This window comes from Variovorax sp. V93 (genome assembly GCF_041154485.1).
In the GTDB taxonomy this organism is placed as follows: Bacteria; Pseudomonadota; Gammaproteobacteria; order Burkholderiales; family Burkholderiaceae_C; genus Variovorax; species Variovorax beijingensis_A.
Genome location: NZ_AP028670.1, coordinates 67,576 through 93,432, shown reverse-complemented (window position 1 = coordinate 93,432; position 25,857 = coordinate 67,576). Strand labels below are relative to the sequence as shown.

The window sequence follows — 25,857 nt, the reverse complement described above, 5'->3', positions numbered from 1 at the left end:
GGGTCGGCTGCGCCGCGCAGCTATCCGTCGGCCGTCAGCGCGCGAGGTTCGCGATGAAGGCCGCGTCCTGCGCACCGCCGTAGATGCGGAAGTCCTGCATGCGGCCCTTGAAGAACGGATCGCCGCCGTACTGCGAACGGCCCAACCAGGTCTGCGTGGTGCGGCCCAGCTGGAAGGGATTGATCCAGATGCCGTTCCCGGTGGCGACCTGCGCGCCATCCATGTAGAGCGTGCCCACGGTGCCCGAGAGCGTGAACGCCACGTGCACCCAACGCCCCGTGGGCAGCAGGCCGGCGGTCACAGACTCCTCGTTCCAGAACTGATTGCGCGAGGCCGAGAAACGCAGCTGGTCCTTGCCATCGCGCGGGATCAGCGACATGTAGGCCACGTCGTTGGAGCCGAAGTCGAAGATGCGCGTATTGACGGCTGTCGCATCCCAATAGACCCACACCGCGATCGTGAAATCGCCCAGGGCCGACACGGCCCCGTCGGGCAGCGCAACGTGACCGCTGCGGCCGTCGAGCTGCAAAGCACTTCCGCCGGCGCGTCCTTCGCCCCAGCTCGTGCCGCCCTTCAACTGTGCATGCAGGCCGTGGCCGCTGGCATCGTTGGCATCGCCGTTGAGCGGCAGGTGCAGCCACAGCTCGCCGGGCACGGCCACGCGCAGGGTGTCCGCGCCGGCGAGTTGGCCCGTGTCGGTCACGGCGTCGATCCGGTAGTACCAGGTGCCCTGGGCCGGGGCATCGGTGTAGGTGCGCGGGTCGGTGACTGTCGAAAGGGTCGTGAACAGACCGTCGGGCGAAGCCGCTCGCTGCACGAGGTAGTGGGAGGCGCCTGCGCTGCCCCACCAGGACAGCTGCACCTTTCCATCGTTGAGCAATGCACTCAGTCCGCTGGGCTTTGCGGCGGGGACCGGATCGCGCGCATAGAGCAGCGTGCCCAGCCCCGGCTGGTCGCCGCCATCGGCTCGCTCCGGCCGTACCTTGTCGACGACTGCCTTGGTCCACGGTGCCGAGAGGCCCTTGCGGTTCACGTAGTGGTTGTAGATGAGTTCCCAGCAAGGCCGCAGGCTGCCCGTGCCCGCCGCCTGGGTGCCCGTTCCGAAGACGCCCGTGTAAGGGGCGAACGGCATCGTGAACAGGGCGTTGCCGCTGGCGTCCGCCAGGTTCGTCTTGGCGACGTACTCCGCGCCGGCCAGCAGCCGGTTGTTCCAGTATCCGTAGAGATCCTCGCCCTGGTTCCAGGCCATCTCGCACAGTGCGCCGGCCAGGGAGATGCCAAGGGTCGAATGGCCCTGGTCGCGATGGCTTTCCTGCCATTGCCCCAGATAACCGGGATGCACGTAGTAGACGTTGTTGGCGCCCGCGCCGTTGCCCCGGCCGGTCTTGTAGTAGCTGATCGCCTCGGCGGTCAGATCGGGCCGGTCGCAGAACACGCCGATCGCGTAGACGGAGCAGATGTTGCACAGGTCCCAGTTGGCCCAGTAGTGGGTGACCTTTCTTGTCTCCGTGCCGTTGTGGTTGACCAGGAAGTCGTGGCACAACGGATAGAACACCTTCAGCAGCATGTCCTGAAAGCGGGTGAGGTCCTCCTTCGCCCATCCGGAATAGGTCCGCATCAGCTCTGCGGCGTTGGCCCACTGGAAGCCGTAGAGCCCCGAGGCGAGGAAGACGTTCGAATTGCCGTCCAGCTTGGTCAGGGTCGAAGACCAGGCGTTGAGGAACTCCACCGACTTCTTCGCATAGTTCTCGTCGTTCGTGATCTTCCAGCGCAGCGCGAGATGGAGCGCGCGCTGCATGTCCACGATCATCACGCCGAAGTTCTGGCCGTCCACGCCACGGATCACCGTCGCCAGCGGGAACGGCCTGGTGTCGAGGTTGGCCCGCCCGCCATTGAGCAGCATGCCCCAGCCACCGACCCACGGCTGCGCGCTGGCTGCGAGCTTGTCACGGATGCGCTGCAGGTCGGTCTCCGTGACGAGCAGGCCCGGATGCCCAATCTTGCGTGCTTCCGGCGCGGGGGGCGTCGTCTCGGGCGTCGAGGCTGCAGGGTTGTCTGCGGCACCGGGAGCCGCACCCGATGTCTGCTGTTGCGGCGTCTGCTGCGCGGCGGCGCCACCCATGGGCGAGAAGCTGCTGCCCCCGCTTCCTCCACCGCAAGCCGTCGTTCCCAGTGCCAGAGCACTTGCAGTACCGATAAAGAAAGTGCGGCGATCCAGCAGCGAGGCGCTCTTGTCGTCGTTCGTGGGATGTGTCATCTATCTTGAATGTGCAAAGAAGAGACTCTGCAATCTGCGTGCCACTCGCCCCGATCGCTCGATACGGAGAAATTCGGTAAAACCGATGGATGCATTGCACGTGCTGCAAGGGAAACGCACCGGCAAGAAGTGACATTCGTTGTCACCCGAGGCGTCGGGCGAAGCCATCGAATGTCAGCAGCCTTGCGATCCCATGCAGGATCGACAGGAACCACCGACGCATCGACATGCGCGCGCCGGAGGCCCGCACGACGGGGCACGCCTGCCTCGATACCGCGTCGGGTCGCATCGCCGGCCCGCAGTTCGATCTCTCCCGCCGAGCCCACTGCGTCATGGCTCCTCCGCAGACCCTCTCTTCGGCCCGCTTGAGCTGGGGGGTCGCCGCACTTTGCTTGATCCGGATAGACATCGGGCGCTGGCCCGTGCGTTGACATTTTAGTAAGACTGTTCTTACAATAAATCTAGTAAGCAACGTCTTATGAAAACCATGGCAAAAAATCGAAATGACGCCCAGGCTTGTGCCAGCCAACTGCGGCGTGCTGTCACCCTGCTCTCACGCCCCTTGCGGCCCAAGCTTCAAACCGAGGGCATTGGCGCGGCCAAATTGAGTGTGATCGGTCAGCTCCGCCTTGCAGGCCCCATGACACCTACTGAACTAGCCATGCGAGAAGGCGTCAAGGTCCAATCCTTAACCCGTCTGCTGGCTGAATTGGAGGCCGAAAACTGGGTGAAACGCGAACCGCATGCCACCGACGGTCGGCAATCGGTACTCACGCTGACCAGATCGGGTTTGACATTGCTGGGCAGCGCTGCCAAACGCGTGGAGATTTCACTGGCACAGGTCATTGCCTCCGAACTGACGTCCACGGAGTGCGCGCAGTTGCAAAGTGCTTGCGTACTGCTGGAGCGGATTGCACAGGCTCTTCCGACAGTTGCTGCCGACCCAACCGCTGCCAACGCACGGCAAACCGATCAGGAGTAGGCCATGAGCATGAACAAATTCCTGGTCCTGGTGGTGCTCCCCATTCTTGTGCTGGCCTCGCTGCTGGAAGCCGCCGTTCTGGCGCGCAGGCAAGGCTACGACTGGAAAGCCCTGGGCGTTTCTCTGACCAATGTGGTGGCGCGCCATGTGTTCGCCATTGCGATTCCGTTCTCCCTGGCCGCCCCCGTTTTCGATTGGGCGTGGGCTCATCGCTTGACCACTGTCACGATCGATTCGTGGCAGGCGATCGCCGTGTTGTTCCTGGGTCAGGAGTTTTGCTACTACTGGTACCACCGCGCCTCGCACCGTGTGCGCTGGTTTTGGGCCAACCACTCGGTGCACCACACACCCAACCAATTGACCCTGGCAGCCGCCTACCGCGTTTCCATGGTGGGCAAGCTCACCGGCAGCGTGGTCTTTTTCGTGCCTTTGGTCTGGCTGGGATTTCACCCGCAACTGGTGTTGGCGACCTTGGCGCTGAATCTGGCCTACCAATTCTGGATCCACGCCGCGTGGATTCCCAAACTGGGCTGGCTGGAATACGTGCTCAATACACCCTCCAGCCACCGCGTGCATCACGCCGCCAACCTGGAGTATCTGGATGGGAACTACGGCGGTGTGTTGATTGTGTTTGACCGTCTGTTCGGTACCTATATTGCGGAGCGCGCAGACACTCCCTGCCGCTACGGTTTGGTCAAACCTCAAACCAGCTACAACCCCTTCCGGGTGGAATTTGATCAGTGGCTTTCGCTGGTGAGAGATGTCGTTGCGGCGCGTGGCTTCAAGGCCAAACTGGCCCATGTTGTGATGCCACCTGGGTGGAGTGCCATAGGACCCGGCGAGACGACCGAAGAACTGCGCCAGCGTGCGGGCAAATAGCTTTCCCGCCGGATGGCCTCAGGGGCATCAGCTCTCCAGCCAGGCGTGCCTGAGAAGGCCAGCAGACGCACATGCCGCGCCGGACGTCTGCGTTGACATGATGGCGCTTGCAGGCGGTCATTGCGAACGTGGGCATCACGGCCGTGCCGAAGCCTGCTTCACCATCGAGATCAAGGTGCCGAAGAAGCTCACCGACCGGCTTTCGGGTGCCACGCGCGCATGCCATCGCTCCAGTTGCCCGCTCGGAGTCGTCGCGCCAGGCGGCGGCCACGCCCACGCGCAGGCGCGGCAGATGAGTGCAGGGTTACGATCGGGCCTCATCCGCAGGCCCTCCATGCTCCTCCACGTCGACGAAGAGATCACCTTCCGCAAGCTCGAGATCCTGCTGGCCTTCATGGAGACCGGCAACCTGGCCCGCGCAGCGGAAAAGCTCGAGATCAGCGCCGTCAGCGTGCATCGGGCCCTGCATTCGCTGGAAACCGGCCTGCGCTGCGCGCTGTTCCGGCATGAAGGCCGCAACCTGCACCCGACCGAAGCCGCACATGCGCTGGCGGAGGTGGCGCGCGAGGTGCTTCGCACCATGGCCCAGGGCATCCGCGCCACGCGGGAGGTCGCCGGCTACTCGTCCGACCGCATCCGCATCGGCTCCCTCTATTCGCTGACGAGCCGCACGGTGCCGCAGCTGATCATGGGCATGAAGCTGCGCAAGCCCGACCTGCACACCGAGCTCGTGCTCGGCTCCAATGCGCACCTGCTGCAGAAGCTGCGCGATGGCGCGATCGACGCGGCGCTCATGGCCATTCCCGAGGATGTTTCCGATGTCGAATCGGAGCCCCTGTTCGAGGACGACATCCAGTTTGCTGCGCCGGTGGGCTCGCCCTATTCCGCGCTGGGCGAGATCGACCTGAGCAGCTGCGCCGGCGAACGCTTCGTGAGCCTGAGCGAAGGTTTCGCCACCTACCGGGGGTTTGTGGAGACCTTCCGCATCGCCGGCTTCACGCCCAACGTGGTGATGAAGACCGACGACATCTTCTCGCTGATGAACCTGGTGAGCGGCGGCGTCGGCTACACGCTGCTGCCGGGGCGGGTGCGCGGCGTCATGCCGCAGAAGGTGCAGTTGATCCCGCTGCAGCCCAGGTACCTGATGCGCCAGACCATCGCGCTCAACTTCCTGCGCACCCGCGAGCGCGATCCCAACCTGCTTGCGCTGCTGTCGGTGTGCCGCCTGGCCAAGGCCGAACTCGGCTGAACGCGCGGTACCGGCCCGATTCGGGTTAACCCTCGATCGTTTCGCAAGGCGTAAGGGTCGGCCACGCCGCTTCATTGATCGTCCCGGAGGGGGTCCGTAACGTACGGACCCAGGCGCACGGTGCATGTGCGTCGCACCCAAAACACCGGAGACGCCTCGATGAGTTCACATTGGATTTCGATCTACGCACTGGTCGGCATGTTCGTGCTGGCCACGGTGCTGCCCATCAACATGGGTGTGATCGCCTTCGTCGGTGCCTTCCTGGTCGGCACGCTGGTGGCCGGCATGAACGCGAAGGGGATCATGGGCGGCTTTCCCGCCGACCTGTTTCTCACGCTGGTGGGCATCACCTACCTGTTTGCGCTGGCGCAGAACAACGGCACCATCGACTGGCTCGTCAGGCTGGCGGTGCGCGCCGTGCGTGGGCGCATCGCCGCCATCCCGTGGATCATGTTCCTGATCGCCGCGCTGCTCACGGCGGTGGGCGCGGTCAGCCCGGCGGCGGTGGCCATCATCGCGCCGATCGCGCTCGGCTTTGCCGCCAGGTACGGCATCAATCCGCTGCTCATGGGGCTCATGGTCGTGCACGGTGCGCAGGGCGGCGGCTTCTCGCCGATCAGCATCTACGGCGGCATCACCAACAAGATCGTTGCCAAGGCCGGCCTGCCGCTCAACGAGATCGCCACCATGCTGGCGAGCCTTGGCGTCAACCTGTCGGTGTCGCTGCTGCTGTTCTTCCTGATGGGCGGCATGAAGCTGATGCGCCAGCGAGCGAATGCCGATGGCAGTGCGCCGGTCGTGCCGCGCGCCTCGCATGGACAGAGCGGCGCCCAGGTGTATGGCGACGCCGAGGGCGAATCGTTCCCCGAGGAGCGGCGTACCGCGGCGCGGGCGGAGAACTCGCTGATGGAATCGGCGCCCGCCGGGGCCGCGAACCCAGGCTCGCGTGGCTACCAGATCGCAACCGTGGCCGGCCTGCTGGCGCTGGCCGTGCTGACGCTGTTCTTCAAGCAGGACATCGGCTTCGTCTCGATCACCATCGGCCTCGTGCTGACGCTGATGGCGCCCAACCTGCAAAAGCGCGCGCTGGGCCAGGTGTCGTGGCCGGAGATCATGCTGATCGTGGGCGTCAGCACCTACGTGGGCGTGATGGAAAAGATGGGCACGATCGACTTCGTCGGCCACAGCGTGGCCGGGCTCACCTCGCCGATGGTCGCGGCGCTGCTGCTGTGCTTCGTGGGCGCCGTGGTCTCGGCCTTCGCCTCGTCGACCGCCGTGCTCGGTTCGCTGATCCCGCTGGCGGTGCCGTTCCTGCAGGGCGGCAGCGGCGTGAGTGCCATCGGCTTCATCGCGGCCATGGCCGTGTCCTCGACCATCGTCGACGTCAGCCCGTTCTCCACCAACGGCGCCCTGGTGCTCGCCAACGCCAAGGGCGTGGACCGCGACCTGTTCTTCCGGCAGCTGATGGTGTATGGCGCCGTCGTGACGCTGGTGGCTCCCGTGGTGGTGTGGCTGCTCTTCGTGGTGCTCTGAGGCACTTCCCCCGATTCGATCGACTTTCAACCCCCTCCTCCTCTCATGACCCCCAGTTCCTGGACCTCCAAGGCTGACGACCGCAATGCCCGGCTCGCGCGCGCGGCCGATGCGCTCGGGACGCGGCTCGCCGGCAAGCGCGTCGAGACCGAAGCCATTGCCACCCTGCTCGAAGCCGTGCTCTCGCCCGGCGACCGTGTCTGCCTCGAAGGCAACAACCAGAAGCAGGCCGACTTCCTGGCGCAGGCCCTGGTGCAGGTCGATCCGCAGCGCATCCACGGCCTGCACATGGTGCAGTCGGTGCTGGCGCTGCCGGAGCACCTGGACGTGTTCGAGAACGGCGTGGCGGCCCGGCTGGACTTCAGCTTCTCGGGGCCGCAGGGCGCGCGGCTGGCCAAGCTGGTGTCGGCGGGGCGCATCGAGATCGGCGCGATCCATACCTACCTCGAACTGTTCGCGCGCTATTTCATCGACCTGACGCCCAAGGTCGCGCTGGTCGCCGCGCAGGCTGCGGATGCCGAAGGCAATCTCTACACCGGCCCCAATACCGAGGACACGCCCGCCATCGTCGAGGCCACGGCGTTCTCGGGCGGCATCGTGATCGCGCAGGTCAACGAAATGGTCGACGGCAGGACCACCACACTGCCGCGCATCGACATTCCCGCCGACTGGGTGAGCTTCGTCGTCAAGGCGCCGCGCCCGAACTTCATCGAGCCGCTGTTCACGCGCGACCCGGCGCAGATCAGCGAGGTCCAGATCCTGATGGCGATGATGGCGATCAAGGGCATCTATGCCGAGTACGGCGTGCAGCGCCTGAACCACGGCATCGGCTTCGACACGGCGGCCATCGAGCTGCTGCTGCCGACCTATGCCGAGTCGCTCGGCCTCAAGGGCAAGATCGGCAGGCACTGGGCGCTGAACCCGCATCCGGCATTGATCCCGGCGATCGAGGCGGGCTGGGTGGAGTCCGTGCACTCCTTCGGCTCCGAGCTGGGCATGGAAGACTACATCCGCGCGCGCTCCGACGTGTTCTTCACCGGCCCGGACGGCAGCCTGCGCAGCAACCGGGCGTTCTGCCAGGCGGCGGGCCACTACGCCTGCGACATGTTCATCGGCTCGACCCTGCAGATCGACCTCGACGGCAACAGCTCCACCGCCACGCTGGGCCGCATCGCCGGCTTCGGCGGCGCGCCCAACATGGGCGCCGATGCGCGCGGCCGCCGCCATGCGAGCCCGGCCTGGCTCAAGGCCGGGCGCGAGGCGCGTGCCGGCCGCACGGGCGCCGCCGGCACGCCGCGCGGGCAGAAGCTGGTGGTGCAGATGGTCGAGACTTTCCGCGAGCACATGCAGCCGGCCTTCGTCGACCGGCTCGACGCCTGGACGCTGCAGGAGCAGGCCGGCATGGACCTGCCGCCGATCATGATCTACGGCGACGACGTCTCGCACATCCTCACCGAGGAAGGCATCGCCAACCTGCTGCTGTGCCGCAGCGACGCGGAGCGCGAACAGGCCATCCGCGGCGTGGCCGGCTACACCGCGGTGGGCCTGGCACGCGACAGGCGCGCGGTGGAGAACCTGCGCGACCGCGGCGTGATCCGCCGGCCGCAGGACCTTGGCATCGACCCCCGCCAGGCCACGCGCAACCTGCTGGCCGCACGCAGCATGCGCGACCTGGTGCGCGCCTCCGGCGGGCTGTACCAGCCGCCCAGGCGCTTCAGAAACTGGTAGCAGGAGATCCGACAATGAGCGACGTTCCCGCAGGGCTCGAAACCCTGGACTTTTCCTTTTCCGGCGGCAAGCCGGCTGGGGCCTTTGCGCCGGTGCTGGTCGGCGTGGTCGGCTCCGGCAACCTCGAGGTGCTGCTCGAGCCGGCCGGCGGCGATGGCTGCGCAGTGCGCATCGAGACTTCGGCGCGCGGCTTCGAGCCGATCTGGCAGGCCGTGATGAACGACTTCCACGCGCGCCATCCGCTGGCCGGCGTGCGCGTGTCGATCAACGACATGGGGGCCACGCCCGCGGTGGTGAGCCTGCGCCTGGACCAGGCGGTGGCCGAAATCACCGGAGGCCGGCCATGATCAGCTATGCCGAATGCTCGGCGCGCGAGCGGCTGGCGCTGCTGCTCGATCCTGGCAGTTTCCACGAATGGCTGCCGCCGAGCGAGCGGGTCATGAGCCCGCACCTGGCACAGCTCGGCGTGCCCTCGGCCTTCGACGACGGCGTGGCGGTCGGCCGCGCAATGCTCGATGGCCGTGAGGTGTTCGTGGCTGCCCAGGAAGGCGCGTTCATGGGCGGCGGCGTCGGCGAGGTGCATGGCGCCAAGCTGGTCGGCCTGCTGCAGCGGGCGCTGCGCGACCGGCCGGCGGCGGTGCTGCTGCTGGCCGAATCGGGCGGCGTGCGATTGCACGAGGCCAATGCCGGGTTGATCGCGGTATCGGAAGTGATGCGCGCCCTGCTCGACGTGCGCGCCGCCGGCATCCCGGTGCTCGTGCTGATCGGCGGTGCCAATGGCTGCTTCGGCGGCATGGGCATCGTGGCGCGCTGTGCCGACTACATCGTGATGAGCGATGTCGGCCGGCTGGCGATGTCGGGCCCCGAGGTAATCGAAGCCTCTCACGGTGTGGATGAGTTCGACTCGCGCGACCGCGCGCTGGTCTGGCGCACGACCGGCGGCAAGCACCGCTGGCTGACCGGCGATTGCGATGCGCTGGTCGAAGACGACGTTGCCGCCTTCCGCGCGGCGGCCATCGCGGCGATCGGTGCATCGAAGCCGTTCACGTTCGCGGCACTGGAGCAGGAGCACGCGCTGCTCACGCAACGCCTGCACGCCCTGGACACCACCGACACCACGGACCGCGACGAGGCGGCGCTGCTCTGGAGCGCACTCGGCATTGCCGACGCGCAGCAGGTGCCGGAGCTTTCGGTCGAAGCCGTGCGCGCGCTTCGCACCATCTGAACGAGGAGCATCACATGCAATGGAGTTCTCTGGTCACCCAGCTCTTCGGCCCCTACCACGGCATGCGCGAAGACGAAGATTTTCTGCAAGGCGAAGTCATCTTCGACGGTGAGCCGGTGGCGGTGATTGGCACCACCAACCACGCGCCGATCGGTGTCCGGCTCGCGCTGGCGCAGGCCCGCGTGGTGCTCGACACCATCGCACGGCATCCGGGCCGGCCGATCCTGCTGTTGATCGACACCCAGGGCCAGCAATTGCGCCGGCGCGACGAACTGCTCGGCATCAACCGGGCGATGGCGCACCTGGGCGCCAGCATCGACCTGGCGCGGCGCCGCGGCCACCGCGTGCTCGGCCTGGTGTACGACCAGGCGCTGTCCGGCGGCTTCATCACCTCGGGGTTGATCGCCGACGCCTGCTATGCGCTGCCCGACGCCGAGATCCGCGTGATGCGCATCCCCGCGATGGCGCGCGTGACCAAGCTGCCGGAGGACAAGCTCACGGCGCTGTCGCAGTCCAACCCGGTGTTCGCACCGGGCGTGCAGAACTACGTGGCGATGGGCGGCGTGCGTTCGCTCTGGAAAGGTGACCTGCAGGCCTGCCTGCGCGAGGCGCTGGCCCATGCGCCGACCGAGGACCAGCGCGCGCGGGACGGCGCCGAACGGGGTGGCCGCCGGCTCGCCGCCTCGGTCGTGCAGCGCGTGCTGGACGCCGCTTGAATTCCGCCTGAATGTGATGACCGCCATGGTTCCGCTGCGCCGCCACCAGCTCGCCCGCCTCTCCACGAGCGGATGGGCCGCCGTGCTCGGCCGGCCGTGGGATGCGCAGGCGCGCGACTGCCTCGCGCATTGGGCATCGCACCGGCTACCGCTGGTCGTGACGCGCCAGCCGGCAGACGCCATGGCCGATGGATGGATCGCGCTCGGCTTGCCTGCGCCTGCGCGCTGGGACAGGCGCCGGATTGCGCTGCAGGTGCCGCACGCCGCGGTGCACGGCCTCGGCGAATTCCCGCGGCTCGACGACATGCAGAAGCTGCTGCCCCCGCCGGCGCGTGGCGCAGTGCGTGAACTGCTCGGCAGGCTCGACGCAAGCCATGCGACCCCTCGCGTGTTCGGCAGCTTCGGCTGGCAGGCGATCAGCGGTCTCGATCACGTACGGGACGATTCCGATCTCGACCTGTCGATCCCCGTCGACGACGCGGCACATGCGGATGCCGTGGTTCGTGCGCTCGGGTCCTTCGAGGCGGAACGGCCCCGGCTGGATGGCGAGCTCATGTTCGCGGACGGCGCGGCCGTGGCTTGGCGTGAATGGCGCGAGTGGCGCGCCGGACGTGCGCGGGCGGTGATGGTCAAGCGCCTGGACGGCGTGTGCCTGCAGCGGGATACCACTTGGTGCGGGCAAGCCGAGATCATGGAGCCGGTCGCATGAGGAACGCCGCCTTTTCTCTGGCCCCGGAGTCACGGCCGACACTGGCAGCGATCGGTCGCGCCGCCACGCTCGCGCTGTACGACGAACTGTCGCTGTCGCCCAAGCCTGGCCTGGTCACCTTGATCGACTGCGGCAGCCACGACGACATGGACGCGCACACCTTCATGCGCAGCCTGTTCTCGCTGCGCCGCTACTTCGTCCGGATCGCCGAGGCCGGGGCTGCGGGCGCGGATTTCGCGGTGCTCGAACGCCACGGCATCGCGGCGGAGGCGCGCATGCTGGCTGCCACCGGCGGCATCAACACGCACCGCGGCGCGATCTTCATGCTCGGCCTGCTGTGCGCGGCGGCGGGCGCGGCACTGCGCGAGCAAGACGGTCCACTGCACCCGGCAGCGCTGCGCGATGCGCTGCGCCGGCACTGGGGCGACGCACTCGCCAAGCGGAGCCAACGGCCGTCCGCCCTCCCCGGCGGCATCGCTGCACGGCGCCATGGCCTGCGCAGCGCATCGGAAGAGGCGGCGCTGGCGTTTCCGGTGCTGTTCGAGACGGCGCTTCCGGCACTGAGGAAGGCATTGGCCCGGGGCCTCGCGCCCCGCCTGGCCCGGCTCGATACCTTGTTCCACATCATCGCCGTGCTGGACGACAGCAATCTCGCGCACCGTGGCGGCCTGGCCGGTTTGCGCGACGCCCGGCACGCAGCGCAAGGCTTTCTCGATCGAGGCGGCATCGCGCGGCCCGAAGGGCTCCAGGAGGCGCAGGCCATTGCAGACGATTTCGTGCGGCGACGCCTGTCGCCCGGCGGCGCGGCAGACACGCTGGCCGCCGCCTGCTGGCTCCAGCGCGTGTGTCCAGGCCCATGAGCTTCGCGCTGCTTTTCTCCGGCCAGGGCACCCAGCATCCCGCGATGCTGCCTTGGCTCGCGGACGACGCACTCGTGCACGGCATGTGCGTGCGGCTGGGGGTCGCCGACTGGCGCCGCGCCCTCGCAGACCCGCACTGGGCCGAACGCAACGACAACGCGCAGACGCTGCTGACCGGCCTTGCCCTGGCGGCCTGGGCACAACTCGCGCCCATGGTTCCGCCGCCCGCCGCGGTCGCCGGCTACAGCGTCGGCGAACTGGCGGCCTTCAGCGCGGCCGGCGTGATCGATGCGGGCGCGGCCGCAGCACTCGCGCCACTGCGGGCCGAGGCCATGGACCGCTGCGCCGCCCGTGCGCCCGGCGGCCTCCTGGCCGTCAGCGGGTTGCCCGCGCAGAAGCTGGAGCAATTGCGCATCGACGCGGGGCTCGAACTCGCGATTCGCAACGGCAGCGCCAGCGTGGTCCTCGGCGGCCCGATTGCTGCATTGGACGATGCCGAGCGCATCGCCCTGGCCGCCGGTGCGCAGTGCACGCGCCTGCGGGTCAGCGTTGCGTCCCACACGCCCTGGATGCGCGAAGCGGCGGTGAGCTTTTCACTGGCGCTGGCGCAGGTGCCGTTCCAGGCGCCCCGCGTCGTGCTGTTCAGCAATGCAGGGGACCGCGTCCGCGATGCAGGGTCTGCCCGCGCGGCGTTGGCTGCCCAGATTGCACAGACGGTGCGCTGGGACGAATGCATGGAAAACATCATGGCGCGGCAGGTGCGCTGCGTGCTGGAGGTGGGGCCGGGCCAGACGCTCTCGCGCATGTGGAACCAGCGCCATCCCGGCGTTCCCGCGCGCGCCTGCGACGACTTCCGCAGCGCCGCAGCGATTGCAGCGTGGCTGAACAGCCATGCGGATCCATGAAGCCCGGCAGGCCCTTTGACGCACCGAATCGAACCATCAGGAGATCCATCGTGAGCAGCTGCTGGTCACGCCTGAACTCGCGCTCAAGGGCGCGGTGGATCTGAACGGTCCGTCCTGCCCTCCTTGCCTGCAGGCTTGAGCCGCACCGCCAGGAAATCCAGGAATGCACGCTGCACCGCGGTGCTGTGCCGGCGTTGCAGATAGACAGCCGACAGCCACATGTCGCTGCGAACGAATGTGGAAAGCACGGGCACCAGCCGCCCGCTCTCGATGTAAGGCTCGAGCATCACCGACGGCAGGTAGACCACGCCTGCGCCCAGAAGCGCCGCCTGGATCAGCGGGCCGGTTTCCGTTGCGTCCAGCCTGCCGCGGACCGCCACCTCGATCGGCTGGCGGTCGGCTTCGAAGCGCCACTTCGGCAGCGGATGGAGCTGGGTGCTGATCAACGCGGTGTGATGCGCAAGCTCGGCGGGATGGGCAGGCACGCCGTGCTTGCGCCAGTACATGGGCGCGGCGCAGACGCTGAGCGCCATCGGCACCAGTTTTCGAACGATCAGGTTCTCGTTGGCCGAGGGGCCGAAGCGAAGCGCGATGTCCACCCCCTCCTCCGAGAGGTCGACCAGGCGGTTCGAGAGCACGAGGCTGATGCTGACCTCCGGATAGTGGCCGAGGAAGTCGTTGATCAGTGCCGGCAGCTGCGTCAGGTCCATGCCGTGCGGTGCCGAGATGCGCAGGCGCCCGCTCGGGATGCGCGCGCGGTCCTGCAGTTCGGCGCGCGTCACGTCGGCCAGTTCCAGTATCGGCCTGCTCCTGTCGAGCAGCAGGAGGCCTGCGTCCGTGAGGCTGACGGCGCGGTTGGTCCGGTTCAGCAGCCGCACGCCGAAGCGGTGCTCGAGGGCCGCGATGTACTTGCTGACGGTCCCCCGCGACAGCGCGAGATGCTTGGCAGTGCGGGAGAAGCTTCCGGAAGAGGCCACCTCGCTGAAGGTGCGCAGGAGATCCAGGCTGTCCATGATGTTCTCCTTCGCTGCCGGACGGGGCGCGCGCTCAGAAGGAACCGAGTCCGAGTTTTTTTCTCAGGCTCGCGTCCACCGGTCCCGCAGGCATGAAGCGGCGCAGCTTCGTCAGCAAGGACGCCTCCCCCGGCGGCGTGCAGCGCATGCGCCACGGGCCGAGCGCCGCCTCGACGATGGTGCTCGCCACGCCGTGCGGCCCGGGCGCACCGCCGACGCTGGCGGCCACGGAGAGCGCCACCTGGTCGCGTTCGCGGTCATAGCCCGCGATCCGTGTCTTGGCACGCGGTGCGTTGGCATCGAGGTTGGTCCGCGTGAAGGCCGGCTGCACCAGCGTCGCGCGAATGCCGAACTGGCGCACCTCGTGGTCCAGCGATTCCGACAGCCCTTCCACCGCGTGCTTGGTGGCCGCATAGAGCCCCATGTACGGGGCCGGAAGCACGCCGAGCACCGAACTCACGTTGACGATCCGCCCGCGGCGCTGCTGGCGCATGTATGGCAGCACGGCGCGCGTCGTGCGAAGCAGGCCGAAGACGTTGGTGTCGAACAGTTCCGCGGCCTCGGCCGTCGCGGTTTCCTCGACCGCGCCGATCATCATCATTCCCGCGTTGTTGACCAGCACGTCGATGCGCATGGCCCGCTCGATGATGGATTCGATGCCTGCCTGGACCGAGCCCTCTTCGCGAACGTCCATCTCGACGAACTCGACACCGGGCAGCGCAGGTGCCTTGCGCAGGTCGCGCGCGGTGCCGAACACCCGGCAGCCCCGCGCCACGAACATTTCCGCAGCGGCGCGCCCGATGCCCGAGGACGCGCCCGTCACGACAACGACTGATGAACTCGACATGGCAATTCCTTTGATCTTGATGAATGGTGATGAGGCGCGTCAGTGCGCGGGTTGGGTCGCGTTGCCGGGTCTGATCCTGAACCAGATCGAATACATCGCCGGCAGGAACACCAGCGTGAGGATCGTTCCCGCGAAAGTACCGCCGATCAGCGTGTACGCCAATGCGCCCCAGAACACCGAATGCGTCAGCGGAATGAACGCGAGGATCGCCGCCAGCGCCGTGAGGATCACGGGCCGCGCACGCTGCACGGTCGCCTCGACGACCGCATGGAACGGATCGAGCCCCTCCTGCTGGTTGTGGTGGATCTGGCCGAGCAGGATCAGCGTGTTGCGCATCAGGATGCCCGACAGCGCGATGAGCCCGACGAGCGCATTGATGCCGAAGGGCTGCTGGAACAGCAGCAGGGTCGGCACCACGCCGATCAGCCCGAGCGGGCTCGTGAGGAACACCATGACCATCGCGGAGATCGAGCGCACCTGGAAGATGATGATGAGCAGCGTGGCCGCCAGCATGATCGGGAAGAGCGGCAGCATCGCCGCGGTTGCCTTCTCCGATTCCTCGATGGAGCCGGCCTCGGCGATGCGGTAGCCGGCCGGCAGCTTCTGCATCAGCGGCTGCAGCTTCGCGGTGATCGCCTTCGACACGTCGGGGGGCTGTAGCCCTTCGGCGATGTCGCCCTGCACCGTGATCGTGGGCATGCGGTCGCGCCGCCGCATCACGGGCTCTTCCATGCGTACCTCGACCTCGCCGACCTGCGACAGCGGAATGCGCTGGCCGCCGGCACCGGCGAGCGTGAAGTCCGCGAGCCTGGCGGGATCGAGCCGGGTGCTGCCGGCCGAGCGGGCCACCACCTGCACGGTGCGGATGTCCTCGCGCACGGTGGTCACCGGCGCGCCGCTCAGGAGGAACTGCAGCTGCTGCGCCACCGCGCTGGAGCTCAGCCCCACGGCCTGCAGGCGGTCCTGCTTCAGGGTGAAGTGCAGCGTGGGCGTGCGGGTGCCCCAGTCGGTGTTGACGGTGCGCATCATCGGGCTGGCATCCATCACCTGCCGCACCTCGGCTGCGATCCTGCGCAGCTCGTTCGCATCGGGTCCGCTGACGCGGTAGGCCACGGGAAACGGCGAGTACGGCCCGAACACGAGCTGCGTCACGCGCACCCGCGCCTCGGACGCGAGGCCGTCGGCGACGGCCTCGCGCAACCGGTGCTTCAGCGCTTCGCGCTCCTCCTGGCTGGCGGTGCGTACCACGATCTTCGCGAACGACGGGTCGGGCAGTTCCGGGCCCATCGCGAAGTAGAAGCGGGGCGCGCCCTGCCCGATGTAGGAGGTGACGATCTGGGCCTCCCGCTGCGCCGACAGCCAGGCCTCGATCTTGGCCGTGGCATCGCTGGTCTGGGTGATCGCGCTGCCGTAGGGCATCTGCACTTCGACCAGGACCTCGGGGCGGTCGGAGATCGGAAAGAACTGCTTCTTGACCACGCCCATGCCGAGGATCGACACCACGAACAGGCCGACGACCGCGCCCGCCACCAGCCACTTGCGCGCGATGACGCGCGCCAGCACGCCGCGCAGCCGGTTGTAGCGCGGCGTGCCGTAGATCGCGGCATGGCCGCCTTCGATCTTCTTGAAGTTGGGCAGCAGCTTGACGCCCAGGTACGGTGTGAACACCACGGCGACCACCCAGGAGGCGATCAGCGCAATGCCGACGATCCAGAACATGTTGCTCGTGTACTCGCCCGCGGTCGACGGTGCGAAGCCGTTGGGCATGAAGCCGACGGCGGTGACCAGCGTGCCCGAGAGCATCGGCGCCGCCGTGTGGCTCCAGGCATAGGCGGATGCGGCCACATGGCTGTAGCCCTCCTCGATCTTCACCACCATCATCTCGATGGCTATGATGGCGTCGTCCACCAGCAGGCCGAGCGCGAGGATCAGCGAGCCGAGCGTGATGCGGTCGAAGTTCTTGGCCGTAGCGGCCATCACCACGAACACCACGGCCAGCGTCAGCGGCACCGCGGCAGCCACCACCAGGCCCGCGCGCCAGCCCATGCTCAGGAAGCTCACGAGCATGACGACCAGCAGGGCCGCGAAGAACTTGACCATGAATTCGTCGACCGACGCACTGATGTTCACCGACTGGTCGGTGACCTTGGCGAAGCTCAGGCCCAGCGGCAGCTCGGCGTTGATGGCGCGGGCTTCCACGTCCAGCGCCTTGCCCAGGTCGAGCCCGTTCCAGCCCTCCCGCATCACGACGCCCACCAGCAGCGCCGGCTCGCCGCCGTTGCGGATCATGAAGGTGGCGGGGTCTTCGTAGCCGCGCCTGACCGTGGCCACATCCGACAGCTTCAGGGTGCGGCCCTGCGCGACCACGGGCGTGTCGCGGATCTTCTGCAGGGTGTCGAATGCGCCGTCCAGCCGAATGAAGACCTGCGGGCCGCGGGTTTCCACGGAACCGGCCGGGCTCAGCGCGTTCTGGCTGTTGAGCGCCGCGAACACGTCCTGCGGCCCGATGCCCAGGGTGGCCAGCCGGTCGTGCGCGAACTCGACGTAGATGCGCTCCGACTGCTCACCCGCGATGTTGACCTTCTTCACGCCGGGCACATGCAAGAGGCGCTGGCGCAGCGTCTCGGCATCGCGCACCAGCACGCGCTGCGCTTCTCCCCTGGCCTTGAGCGCGAACAGGGCAAAGGTGACGTCCGCGTATTCGTCGTTGATCATCGGTCCGATCACGCCGGCCGGCAGGCTGCCCGCTTCGTCGCCGAGCTTCTTGCGCGCCTGGTAGAACTGTTCCTGCACCTGTGCCGGCGGCGTGCTGTCGAGCAGCGTCAGCGTCGTGAACGCCAGCCCGGGCCGCGTGTAGGTCTCGGTGCGGTCGTAGTAGCGCAGCTCCTGCAGGCGCTTCTCGAGTTTTTCGGCGACCTGGTCCTGCATCTCCTGCGCCGTGGCGCCGGGCCAGGCGGTGATGACCGTCATCACCTTCACGGTGAAGGCCGGATCTTCCGCGCGCCCGAGCTTGAAGAACGCGACCAGCCCCGCCAGCGAGATCAGGCCGATGAGGAACAGCGTGATGGATCGCTCGCGTACCGCCAGCGCCGACAGGTTGAAGCGGCCTTCGCTCATGGGCGGGCTCCGCCCACTGCGGCGGTCGCGGCCGAGGCCGCCACACGCACCTTCTCGCCTTCGCGCAGCAGGTGTGCGCCAAGCGCGACCACCTGGTCTCCCTGCTTGAGCTGCCCGTCCACCAGCGCACGCTCGCCGTCGAGGCGCTCGACGGCCACCGGCTGCCAGCGCACCGTCGACGGATCGCCGCCGATGACCCAGACGCCCGTGGCCTTGCCCGTATCGAACAAGGCGCCGATGGGCACCTGGACGCCTCCTGCCCGGGCCGGCTTGCCGTCCGAGATGTCGATCGTCACGGTGGCGCCCAGCGGCGCGTTGGCGAGTTCGCCCTCAAGCACGTAGCGCGCCTCGAAGGTGCGCGTGAGCTTGTCGGCCGCATCGGAGAGCTGCCTGAGTTTGACGGGCACGGCAACGCGTTCCCTGCCGAACAGCGTGGCCTGCCCCGCGGAGCCGATGACAGGGCGGAGCGTCTCGGGCAGTTGCACCACCGCCTCCCTGCGGCCGGCCTGCGCCACGCGAACCACCGGCTGCCCGGCGCTGACGACCTGGCCGGGCTCGGCCAGCGTCTCGAGCACCGTGCCGTCCGCGTCGGCAACGAGTTCCGAATAGCGATTCGAATTGCGTGCGACTTCCGATTGCGCTTCTGCTGCCGCGAGCTGGGCCTGCGCGGCATCCGCCGCCGCCTTGGCCTGGTCGTACGCCGAGGCGGAAATGGCGCCGGTCCCACGCAGATCGCGGTAACGCGCTTCCTCGTCGCCGGCCTGTTTCGCACGCGCCCGCGCGGCGCTGACGGCCTCCTGCTGCGCACGCGCGGCCAACCTCAGGTCGACCGGGTCGATGCGCATGAGCACCTGGCCGCGCTTGACCGTCTGGCCCGCGTCGACCAGGCGCTCCAGCACCTTTCCGGAGACGCGGAAGCCCAGGTCGCTTTGAACCCGCGCGGCGACGGTGCCGGTGAACGAGCGCGATGCCGACGCGGCGGCCTGGACCGTGGCGGCGCGCACCAGCGGCGCCTGGGTGCGCGGATCGGGCGGGGCCTTGTCGTCGCAGGCGGCCAGCGCGAACGGCAAGGCGCAGACCAAGGCGGATGTGAGGAAGCGGCGCGAGTGCATGAGGGGCCCATTGACGAATCGATAGAGCCCCGATTCTGATAACAGTGACCAATTTAGTCAATAGTCACTGAGAACTTATTCGGCTACGGCGACAAGCTGCGCAGCACCAGACCCGACAGCTGGGCCGGCGCCTGGTCCGTGTAATTGGAGCTGAGCTGCAGGATCACGGGGTTGATGTACGGGTGCATGACCAGGTAGATGGCTGCTGCCGTCTCGTCGATGGGCGTCTTGCGCTCGAAGTCGCCGGACTCGCGCCCCTGCTTCAGCAATTCGAGCAGCATCTGCCGGATGCACGCCTCGTGGGCGATGGCCGACGGCCAGTGCTCGCTGGCTGCCGAGATCGCGATCTCATAGAGCTTGCGGTCGTGCAGGAACAGCCGAAGGCCCGAATCGACAATGGCCTTGAACATGCGGCGCAGCTTTTCCGGCGGGCTGCCGGCCGCGTCGACCGCTGCGCGGATGTCTGCCTGCATCTCGCGCAGGCAGTTCGAGCAGATCATTTCGCCGATTGCCTGCTTGGACTCGAAGAACTTGTAGATGTAGGCCTTGGAGAAGCCGATGGCCTTGGCAAGGTCGGAAACCGTGGTCTTCTCGTAGCCGTACTGGCTGAAGTGCTCGGTGGCCGCCGCGACGATCTGCGCGCGCACGTCGTGGTCGGCCGGCCCCCGCGTGGTTGGCGCAGAAGAAGTTGCGTTGTTCATGCCGGGAGCTTAGCGCCTCGGCAAACAAACAACAACAAGTGACCAAATTGAATTATAGTCACTCAATTCTTTGGCCTTTTCCGTCCATCGCCCGGAGCAATCCCATGTCCCCACGCACGCTTGCCCTGCCCCTGCTGTTCAGCCTCCTCGCAGGCTGCGCCGTGGGGCCTGACTATGTCCGGCCTGTCCCGGCCCTGCCCGACCATTTCATCGGCGAGGCGGCGCTCGCCCAGCGATCCGGCGCCGCCAACGCCGAGCTGGTGGCGTGGTGGACCGGCTTCGGCGATGCGCAGCTGGCCGGCTATGTTGAACAGGCGCTGAAGCAGAACCTCGATCTTGCGCAGGCCGCCGCCCGCGTGTCACAGGCCCGGGCGGGGCTCGGTGCGGCGAATGCGGCGCTGCTGCCTTCGGGCAATCTGGGCGCGCAGGCGGCCAGGGCCTACCAGTCGGTGGAGACGCCGCTGGGCCAGGTGCTGAACGCGCAGCCGGGTTTCGATCGCCACGGCAGCGCCTACGAAGCGAACCTCGGCGCCAGCTGGGAGCTGGACATCTTCGGCGGCCTGCGCCGGGGACGCGAGGCCGCGCTGGCCGACTACCAGGCATCGGAGGCCGGCGCGGCCGCCACGCGCCTGGCCGTGGCCGCGCAGACCGCCGACATCTACATCACCCTGCGCGGCCTGCAGGCCCGCCTAGACATTGCACGCCGGCAAGCCGCAACGCAGCAGGACCTGCTCGCGAAGATCGGCCTGCTCCACGGCAAGGGGCTCGCCACCGAGCTCCAGTTGCACCAGGGCGAAGGCGCGCTGGCGCAGGTTCGCGCGTCGGTGCCGGCGCTCGAGGCGGGCGAGGCCGCGGCCATGAACGCGCTCGACGTGATGCTGGGGACGGCGCCAGGCGCGCACCGCGCCGAACTGGCTGCGCCAGCGGCCATTCCCGTTGCGCCTGGCATCGGTGCCGCCGGATCGCCCGCCGAGCTGCTGCGGCGCCGGCCCGACCTGATCGCCGCCGAGCGGCGCCTTGCGGCATCGAACGCCCGCATCGGCGTGGCCGTGGCCGAGTACTACCCCAAACTGTCGCTCGCGGGAACGATCGGCAGCGCCACGTCGGTGACCAGCGGCAACCTGTTCAGCGCCGGCGCGAGCCAGGCCGCGGCCCTGCTCGGGCTGCGCTGGCGGCTGTTCGACTTCGGCCGCATCGATGCGCAGATCGAACTCGCCAAGGGGCAGGACGCGGAGCTGCTCGCGGCCTACCGGCTCGCCGCGCTGCGTGCCACCGAAGACGTGGAGAACGCCTTCTCGGCCCTGGTCAAGCGCGAAGAGCAGGCCGCGCTGCTCGCGCAGGGAGAAGCATCGCTCGGCCGCGCGCGAGGGGCATCGTTCGCGGCCTATCAGCGCGGTGTGGTCAGCCTGATCGAAGTGCTGCAGGCCGACGAGGGCATGCTGCGCGTGGCCGATGCCAGAGCGCAGGCGCAAACGGAGTCGGCGCGCGCGGCAGTCAATGCATTCAAGGCGCTCGGCGGCGGCTGGCAGGCCGAGCCCGTCCGGGCGGCAGCCATCGGGCCGCACCGAGATTGACCGCGTTCATTCGGCCGCTGCCGACATGCTCGTCAAGCATTGGCCAACGAGCGCGTGCAACGCGCCGACCTGCCGGCTCCCCATCAACCGATGCACCCTGGCCTGCGCCATGCTCCAGCGAGGCAGGCCTTCGGCACACTTGCTGCGGCCCGCAGCGGTGACGCACACACTGCGGGTGCGTCCGTCCATCCCGGGTCCAAGATCGACCCATCCCGCCGCGATCAGGGGCTTGAGATTGCGCGTCAGCGTCGACGGAGAAAGCGACATGCTCTCCGCCAGGTCGCAGGGGCGCACCGGCCCGTGTGCAAGGATTTCCACCAGCAGCCGGTACTGCGTGGCCCTGAGGCCGATCGCGCCCAGTTCCGCGTCGTAGTGCTGCCTGACGAGGCGGGCGAGCTGATGCGCCGTGGTGTAGGTGCAGGCCGACCGCTCGGGGCCGGCGGCATCAACCGCCAGCGTCCGCGGTGCAGGGCGCGCTGGCATCAGCGCACGTGCAGCAGTGGCGCGCCGGGGCAGCATCGGCCGCGGCCGTCAGGAGGCCCTGGATGGCTTCGCGGGCGCCGCGTCCAGCGCGTGCGTCTGGTCGATGAAGCGCCGGCTCGAGGCCAGGATTTCCTTGCGCGTGCGCTCGGATTCCACCGCGCGGGACAACACCAGCGCGCCCACGCACTGGGCAATCAGCGCCCATGCCGCATCGGGGTCGCCGATGCGCGAGCTCCAGCTCTTCTGCAGGCGCTTCAGGCCCTCCTCGACCGAGGCACGCACCTCGGGCCCGGCCCTGGCGATCTCGGGCCCGAGCGCCGGCAGCACGCAGCCGGTTTCCGGATGCAGCGCGTGGTACGAACTCAGGTAGCTGCGCAGCCGCTTGGCGACGTGGTCGGGCGGCGAGTCGCGGTCTCCGGCCAGCATGTCGGTGCTGTTGGAGATTTCGTGTTCGAGCAGTTCGGCGAACAGCGCCTCCTTGGACGGGAAGTGTCCATAGAAGGCGCCCCCGGTCAGGCCGATGCTCGCCATCAACTCATCGACGCCGGTGGTGCCGAAGCCGCCCTTCTTGGCGATGGCACGGGCATTCGCGAGCAGCTTCTTGCGGGTTTCCTCTTTGTGAGTGGACGGATAGCGCATGAGTGGGCCTCTGCAGATCGTGGAGGTGCCCATCATAGCATGCCACTCGTTTGATAAACGATCGTGATTCCATCGCGGCCCCTGGGCTCCACATCAAGGGTTTCCCCCTGCCGCAAACCCGCTCCAGCGTGTTGACGCTGCCCTCGCCGCAAAACTATAGTGCACTATCGTTTATCAAACGATCGTTATTTAAAGCAAGGCGGACGAAGCGATGGCGATGAGGAACTCCCGCCCGCCCTGCGCCTGAAACGCGGCGAGCCGCTGCGCCAACCTGTCTAGCCAACCCCCTGGAGTCTGACCATGAGAGAAGCCGTCATCGTTTCCACCGCACGCACGGGCATCGGCCGCGCGTTCCGCGGCGCATTGAACAACATCAAGTCGCCCACGCTGACGGGCCACGCGATCCAGCACGCCGTGCAGCGGGCCGGCATCGATCCCGGGGAAGTGGAGGACGTGGTGATCGGCAGCGCCATGGCTGCCGGCACCGCGGGCATGAACATCGGACGCCTCGCGGCACTCGCGGCGGGACTGCCGCAGTCGGTGCCGGGACAGACGATGGACCGGCAATGCGCGTCCGGGCTGATGGCCATCGCGACGGCGGCCAAGCAGATCATCGTCGACGGCATGGACGTGACCGTGGGCGGGGGCCAGGAGAACATCTCCGCCGTGCAGAACCCCTTCGTCAAGTGGGTGGGCGAAGAAGCCGACCCGCTGCTCGTTGCGCGCGTGCAGCACGCCTACATCCCGATGCTGAACACGGCCGAAATCGTCGCGAAGAAGTACGACATCTCGCGCGAGGCGCAGGACGCGTATTCCGCGGAGGCGCAGCGCCGCACCGCCCTGGCGCAGGAGCGCCATCTGTTCGACGACGAGATCGTGCCGATCACGGCGCGCATGGCCGTGGCCGACAAGCAGACGGGTGCGGTCAGCTACCGCGAGGTCACGCTCGACCGCGACGAGGGCAACCGCCCCGACACGACGCTCGAAGGCCTTGCCAGTCTCAAGCCGGTGATCGAAGGCGGCGTCATCACCGCAGGCAACTCGAGCCAGCTGTCGGATGGCGCATCGGCCTGCGTGCTGGTGGAACGCGCGGTTGCGGAGCGCCGCGGGCTCAAACCGCTGGGCATCTACCGCGGCATCGCGGTGGCCGGGCTCGCGCCGGAAGAAATGGGCATCGGCCCGGTCCTGGCAGTGCCCAAGCTGCTGAAGATCCATGGGCTCCAGGTCGGTGACATCGGCCTGTGGGAATTGAACGAGGCCTTCGCCTGCCAGGTGCTGTATTCGCGCGACCAGCTGGGCATCGATCCCGAGAGGCTGAACGTCAACGGTGGAGGCATCACCATTGGGCACCCCTATGGCATGACCGGCTCGCGGCTGGTGGGGCATGCGCTCATCGAGGGCAAGCGGCGCGGCGCGCGCTTCGTCGTCGTGACGATGTGCATCGGCGGCGGCATGGGTGCCGCCGGCCTGTTCGAAGTGGCCTGAGGCAAGGAGCTATCACCATGACTTACCAAAGCCCGATGCGCGACATCCAGTTCGTCTTGCACGAGCTGCTCCAGGTGCCGGCCATGCTGCAGGACTGCGGCCAGCCTGAACTGGACGCGGAAACCATCGACCAGGTGCTCGCTGCGGCCGGCCAGTTCGCCTCCGAGGTGATTGCGCCGCTCAACGCAGCGGGGGACGAACACGGCTGCAGCATGCCCTCGCCCGGGGTGGTGCAGACGCCGCCCGGCTTCAAGAAGGCGTACGACGAGTTCACCAAGAACGGCTGGCCCGGCCTGGCGTGCAGCCCCGACTTCGGCGGCCAGGGCTTTCCTTCGGTCGTGGCCAATGCGGTCTATGAAGTCTTCGGTGGCGCGAACATGGCGTGGGCGTCCTACCCCGGCATGTCGCATGCCACCTACGTGAACGTGTCGGCCAACGGGTCGCAGGCGCAGAAGGCGCTCTACCTGCCCAAGATCGCCTCGGGCGAATGGGCCGGCACCATGTGCCTGACCGAGCCCAACGCAGGCACCGACCTGGGCCTGATGCGCACCCGGGCCGTGGCGCAGGCCGATGGCAGCTACCGCATCACCGGCAGCAAGATCTTCATCTCGGGCGGCGAGCAGGACCTGACCGGCAACATCATGCACCTGGTGCTCGCGCGCATGCCGGATGCGCCGCCGGGCGTGAAGGGCATTTCTCTCTTCATCGTCCCGAAATTCATCCCCGATGCAAGCGGCGCAGCCGGCGCGCGCAATGCGGTGGTCTGCGGCTCGATCGAGCACAAGCTGGGCATCCACGGCAACTCGACCTGCACCATCAACTTCGACGGTGCCACCGGCTGGCTGCTGGGCGCGCCTCACAAGGGACTCGCGGGCATGTTCGTGCAGATGAACCACATGCGCGTGCTGGTCGGCATGATCGCCATCGGCCTCATGGAAGCGGCCTACCAGAAGGCCCTGGCCTATGCCAAGGAGCGCCTGCAGGGCCGCGCGAGCGGTGCAAGATCGTCTGGCGAAGCGGCCGATCCGATCATCGGGCACGCTGACGTGCGCCGCATGCTGCTCACGCAGAAGGCGAACATCGAGGGCGCGCGCGCCCTGGCGCTGTGGACCGCGCAGCTGAGCGACCTGCAGCGCCTTCATCCGGATGCGGCCAGGCGCAGCGAGACGGCCGAACTGCTGGGGCTTTTGACCCCGCTCGTGAAGGCGCTGTCGAGCGACCTTGCGGTGGAATGCACGCTGCTCGCAATGCAGGTGTTCGGCGGGCACGGCTACATCCGCGAGAACGGCGTCGAGCAGCACCTGCGCGACGTGCGCATCGTGGGCCTCTACGAGGGCACGAACGGCGTGCAGGCCATGGACCTGCTCGGCCGCAAGGTGCTGGCGGACCAGGGCCGGCAGATGGGTGTCTTTCTCGACATGGCCGGCGCATTCGCCGAAACCTGCAGCCCGCGCGAGGCGATGCGCGAGTTCGCGCAGCCGCTGGCCGAACTGGCCACCGAGATCAGGCAGCTCACGGGCGAGCTGGTGGCCGCGTCGGCCCGGGACCCGCATGCCGCAGGTGCGGCCGCCGTGCCCTACCTGCGCCTGGTCGGACACCTGGCGCTGGCGTGGACCTGGGCGCGCATGGCCGAGGTGGCGTTCAGGAATGCCGGATCGAGCGACCCGATCTATGCATCGAAGATTGCCACGGCCCGCTTCTACTTCCAGCGGCTGCTGCCGCAGGCGGCGGGGCTCTGCCGGGAAATCCGGGCCGGGTCGTCCGCACTGATGGAGCCGGCCGTCGATCTCTTCTAATGGCTGGTGACCAGTGGCGGCGCTGGAGCAGCGCCGCCACAACGCCA

General features: G+C 67.9%; 22 protein-coding genes. 14 read left to right on the top strand and 8 right to left on the bottom strand.

Annotated elements, in window-relative coordinates; genetic code table 11:
* Positions 1 to 34: 34 nt before the first annotated feature.
* Positions 35 to 2,257 carry a LamG-like jellyroll fold domain-containing protein gene (locus tag ACAM54_RS26425; RefSeq protein WP_209501531.1) on the bottom strand — a complete coding sequence of 741 codons (2,223 nt, stop codon included), beginning with the start codon at positions 2,255 to 2,257 and terminating at the stop codon, positions 35 to 37.
* A gap of 478 nt (positions 2,258 to 2,735) precedes the next feature.
* On the opposite strand from ACAM54_RS26425, the gene ACAM54_RS26420 reads away from it, so the two are divergent.
* The 11 genes from ACAM54_RS26420 (at position 2,736) to ACAM54_RS26370 (ending at position 13,043) form a co-directional block, all read left to right on the top strand.
* On the top strand, positions 2,736 to 3,239 hold the full coding sequence (locus ACAM54_RS26420) for a MarR family winged helix-turn-helix transcriptional regulator (RefSeq protein ID WP_225612949.1): 504 nt from the start codon (positions 2,736 to 2,738) through the stop codon (positions 3,237 to 3,239).
* 3 nt (positions 3,240 to 3,242) lie between these two features.
* Positions 3,243 to 4,118 carry a sterol desaturase family protein gene (locus ACAM54_RS26415; RefSeq protein ID WP_369651792.1) on the top strand — a complete coding sequence of 292 codons (876 nt, stop codon included), beginning with the start codon at positions 3,243 to 3,245 and terminating at the stop codon, positions 4,116 to 4,118.
* A 334-nt stretch (positions 4,119 to 4,452) separates the two neighbouring features.
* Positions 4,453 to 5,367: a LysR family transcriptional regulator gene (locus ACAM54_RS26410; RefSeq protein WP_369651793.1), complete on the top strand. Its 915-nt coding sequence runs from the start codon at positions 4,453 to 4,455 to the stop codon at positions 5,365 to 5,367.
* 159 nt (positions 5,368 to 5,526) lie between these two features.
* Positions 5,527 to 6,900 (top strand): SLC13 family permease, encoded by a 1,374-nt coding sequence (locus ACAM54_RS26405; protein WP_369651794.1) that lies wholly within the window; start codon positions 5,527 to 5,529, stop codon positions 6,898 to 6,900.
* Positions 6,901 to 6,945: 45 nt separating this feature from the next.
* A complete protein-coding gene (mdcA, locus tag ACAM54_RS26400; protein ID WP_369651795.1) occupies positions 6,946 to 8,628 on the top strand; it encodes a malonate decarboxylase subunit alpha in 1,683 nt (560 codons plus the stop codon).
* A gap of 14 nt (positions 8,629 to 8,642) precedes the next feature.
* On the top strand, positions 8,643 to 8,975 hold the full coding sequence (gene mdcC / locus ACAM54_RS26395; RefSeq protein WP_192324227.1) for a malonate decarboxylase acyl carrier protein: 333 nt from the start codon (positions 8,643 to 8,645) through the stop codon (positions 8,973 to 8,975).
* Positions 8,972 to 9,853 (top strand): biotin-independent malonate decarboxylase subunit beta, encoded by an 882-nt coding sequence (locus ACAM54_RS26390; RefSeq protein ID WP_192324229.1) that lies wholly within the window; start codon positions 8,972 to 8,974, stop codon positions 9,851 to 9,853. Before mdcC ends, ACAM54_RS26390 begins: the two co-directional genes overlap by 4 nt.
* A gap of 14 nt (positions 9,854 to 9,867) precedes the next feature.
* Positions 9,868 to 10,569 (top strand): biotin-independent malonate decarboxylase subunit gamma, encoded by a 702-nt coding sequence (mdcE, locus tag ACAM54_RS26385; RefSeq protein ID WP_192324231.1) that lies wholly within the window; start codon positions 9,868 to 9,870, stop codon positions 10,567 to 10,569.
* A 16-nt stretch (positions 10,570 to 10,585) separates the two neighbouring features.
* Complete coding sequence (gene mdcG, locus ACAM54_RS26380) at positions 10,586 to 11,278, top strand: malonate decarboxylase holo-[acyl-carrier-protein] synthase (protein WP_192324233.1); 693 nt, start codon at positions 10,586 to 10,588, stop codon at positions 11,276 to 11,278.
* Positions 11,275 to 12,138: a triphosphoribosyl-dephospho-CoA synthase MdcB gene (gene mdcB, locus ACAM54_RS26375; RefSeq protein ID WP_209501539.1), complete on the top strand. Its 864-nt coding sequence runs from the start codon at positions 11,275 to 11,277 to the stop codon at positions 12,136 to 12,138. The genes mdcG and mdcB overlap by 4 nt, the downstream gene beginning before the upstream one ends.
* Positions 12,135 to 13,043 carry an acyltransferase domain-containing protein gene (locus tag ACAM54_RS26370; protein ID WP_369651797.1) on the top strand — a complete coding sequence of 303 codons (909 nt, stop codon included), beginning with the start codon at positions 12,135 to 12,137 and terminating at the stop codon, positions 13,041 to 13,043. Before mdcB ends, ACAM54_RS26370 begins: the two co-directional genes overlap by 4 nt.
* 83 nt (positions 13,044 to 13,126) lie before the next feature.
* Here ACAM54_RS26370 and ACAM54_RS26365 read toward each other — a convergent pair whose 3' ends face one another.
* The 5 genes from ACAM54_RS26365 to ACAM54_RS26345 form a co-directional block, all read right to left on the bottom strand.
* Complete coding sequence (locus tag ACAM54_RS26365; protein WP_192324239.1) at positions 13,127 to 14,056, bottom strand: LysR family transcriptional regulator; 930 nt, start codon at positions 14,054 to 14,056, stop codon at positions 13,127 to 13,129.
* A gap of 34 nt (positions 14,057 to 14,090) precedes the next feature.
* Positions 14,091 to 14,903 carry an oxidoreductase gene (locus ACAM54_RS26360; protein WP_209501543.1) on the bottom strand — a complete coding sequence of 271 codons (813 nt, stop codon included), beginning with the start codon at positions 14,901 to 14,903 and terminating at the stop codon, positions 14,091 to 14,093.
* Between the two features lie 39 nt (positions 14,904 to 14,942).
* Positions 14,943 to 18,020: an efflux RND transporter permease subunit gene (locus ACAM54_RS26355; protein WP_369651798.1), complete on the bottom strand. Its 3,078-nt coding sequence runs from the start codon at positions 18,018 to 18,020 to the stop codon at positions 14,943 to 14,945.
* The gene (locus ACAM54_RS26350) at positions 18,017 to 19,132 is read right to left on the bottom strand and encodes an efflux RND transporter periplasmic adaptor subunit (protein WP_369651799.1); all 1,116 of its coding nucleotides are present in this window, start codon (positions 19,130 to 19,132) and stop codon (positions 18,017 to 18,019) included. Before ACAM54_RS26350 ends, ACAM54_RS26355 begins: the two co-directional genes overlap by 4 nt.
* Positions 19,133 to 19,215: 83 nt before the next feature.
* Complete coding sequence (locus tag ACAM54_RS26345) at positions 19,216 to 19,833, bottom strand: TetR/AcrR family transcriptional regulator (RefSeq protein ID WP_192324248.1); 618 nt, start codon at positions 19,831 to 19,833, stop codon at positions 19,216 to 19,218.
* A gap of 104 nt (positions 19,834 to 19,937) precedes the next feature.
* On the opposite strand from ACAM54_RS26345, the gene ACAM54_RS26340 reads away from it, so the two are divergent.
* A complete protein-coding gene (locus ACAM54_RS26340) occupies positions 19,938 to 21,407 on the top strand; it encodes an efflux transporter outer membrane subunit (protein ID WP_369651800.1) in 1,470 nt (489 codons plus the stop codon).
* Between the two features lie 6 nt (positions 21,408 to 21,413).
* On the opposite strand, the gene ACAM54_RS26335 is transcribed toward ACAM54_RS26340, so the two are convergent.
* Entirely contained in the window at positions 21,414 to 21,926 is a 513-nt protein-coding gene (locus ACAM54_RS26335; RefSeq protein WP_225612951.1) for a MarR family winged helix-turn-helix transcriptional regulator, read from the bottom strand.
* A 12-nt stretch (positions 21,927 to 21,938) separates the two neighbouring features.
* The gene (locus ACAM54_RS26330) at positions 21,939 to 22,529 is read right to left on the bottom strand and encodes a TetR/AcrR family transcriptional regulator (RefSeq protein ID WP_369651801.1); all 591 of its coding nucleotides are present in this window, start codon (positions 22,527 to 22,529) and stop codon (positions 21,939 to 21,941) included.
* A gap of 300 nt (positions 22,530 to 22,829) precedes the next feature.
* Here ACAM54_RS26330 and ACAM54_RS26325 point away from each other — a divergent pair, with 300 nt between their 5' ends.
* Both ACAM54_RS26325 and ACAM54_RS26320 read left to right on the top strand, forming a co-directional pair.
* Positions 22,830 to 24,014: an acetyl-CoA C-acyltransferase gene (locus ACAM54_RS26325; RefSeq protein ID WP_369651802.1), complete on the top strand. Its 1,185-nt coding sequence runs from the start codon at positions 22,830 to 22,832 to the stop codon at positions 24,012 to 24,014.
* 17 nt (positions 24,015 to 24,031) lie between these two features.
* Positions 24,032 to 25,810: an acyl-CoA dehydrogenase C-terminal domain-containing protein gene (locus ACAM54_RS26320; RefSeq protein ID WP_369651803.1), complete on the top strand. Its 1,779-nt coding sequence runs from the start codon at positions 24,032 to 24,034 to the stop codon at positions 25,808 to 25,810.
* Positions 25,811 to 25,857 lie beyond the last annotated feature (47 nt).

Coding starts and splice junctions, on each gene's coding strand:
- ACAM54_RS26425 (WP_209501531.1), bottom strand. CDS start 2,257: ATGACACATCCCACGAACGACGACAAGAGCGCCTCGCTGCTGGATCGC.
- ACAM54_RS26420 (WP_225612949.1), top strand. CDS start 2,736: ATGAAAACCATGGCAAAAAATCGAAATGACGCCCAGGCTTGTGCCAGC.
- ACAM54_RS26415 (WP_369651792.1), top strand. CDS start 3,243: ATGAGCATGAACAAATTCCTGGTCCTGGTGGTGCTCCCCATTCTTGTG.
- ACAM54_RS26410 (WP_369651793.1), top strand. CDS start 4,453: ATGCTCCTCCACGTCGACGAAGAGATCACCTTCCGCAAGCTCGAGATC.
- ACAM54_RS26405 (WP_369651794.1), top strand. CDS start 5,527: ATGAGTTCACATTGGATTTCGATCTACGCACTGGTCGGCATGTTCGTG.
- mdcA (WP_369651795.1), top strand. CDS start 6,946: ATGACCCCCAGTTCCTGGACCTCCAAGGCTGACGACCGCAATGCCCGG.
- mdcC (WP_192324227.1), top strand. CDS start 8,643: ATGAGCGACGTTCCCGCAGGGCTCGAAACCCTGGACTTTTCCTTTTCC.
- ACAM54_RS26390 (WP_192324229.1), top strand. CDS start 8,972: ATGATCAGCTATGCCGAATGCTCGGCGCGCGAGCGGCTGGCGCTGCTG.
- mdcE (WP_192324231.1), top strand. CDS start 9,868: ATGCAATGGAGTTCTCTGGTCACCCAGCTCTTCGGCCCCTACCACGGC.
- mdcG (WP_192324233.1), top strand. CDS start 10,586: ATGACCGCCATGGTTCCGCTGCGCCGCCACCAGCTCGCCCGCCTCTCC.
- mdcB (WP_209501539.1), top strand. CDS start 11,275: ATGAGGAACGCCGCCTTTTCTCTGGCCCCGGAGTCACGGCCGACACTG.
- ACAM54_RS26370 (WP_369651797.1), top strand. CDS start 12,135: ATGAGCTTCGCGCTGCTTTTCTCCGGCCAGGGCACCCAGCATCCCGCG.
- ACAM54_RS26365 (WP_192324239.1), bottom strand. CDS start 14,056: ATGGACAGCCTGGATCTCCTGCGCACCTTCAGCGAGGTGGCCTCTTCC.
- ACAM54_RS26360 (WP_209501543.1), bottom strand. CDS start 14,903: ATGTCGAGTTCATCAGTCGTTGTCGTGACGGGCGCGTCCTCGGGCATC.
- ACAM54_RS26355 (WP_369651798.1), bottom strand. CDS start 18,020: ATGAGCGAAGGCCGCTTCAACCTGTCGGCGCTGGCGGTACGCGAGCGA.
- ACAM54_RS26350 (WP_369651799.1), bottom strand. CDS start 19,132: ATGCACTCGCGCCGCTTCCTCACATCCGCCTTGGTCTGCGCCTTGCCG.
- ACAM54_RS26345 (WP_192324248.1), bottom strand. CDS start 19,833: ATGAACAACGCAACTTCTTCTGCGCCAACCACGCGGGGGCCGGCCGAC.
- ACAM54_RS26340 (WP_369651800.1), top strand. CDS start 19,938: ATGTCCCCACGCACGCTTGCCCTGCCCCTGCTGTTCAGCCTCCTCGCA.
- ACAM54_RS26335 (WP_225612951.1), bottom strand. CDS start 21,926: ATGCTGCCCCGGCGCGCCACTGCTGCACGTGCGCTGATGCCAGCGCGC.
- ACAM54_RS26330 (WP_369651801.1), bottom strand. CDS start 22,529: ATGCGCTATCCGTCCACTCACAAAGAGGAAACCCGCAAGAAGCTGCTC.
- ACAM54_RS26325 (WP_369651802.1), top strand. CDS start 22,830: ATGAGAGAAGCCGTCATCGTTTCCACCGCACGCACGGGCATCGGCCGC.
- ACAM54_RS26320 (WP_369651803.1), top strand. CDS start 24,032: ATGACTTACCAAAGCCCGATGCGCGACATCCAGTTCGTCTTGCACGAG.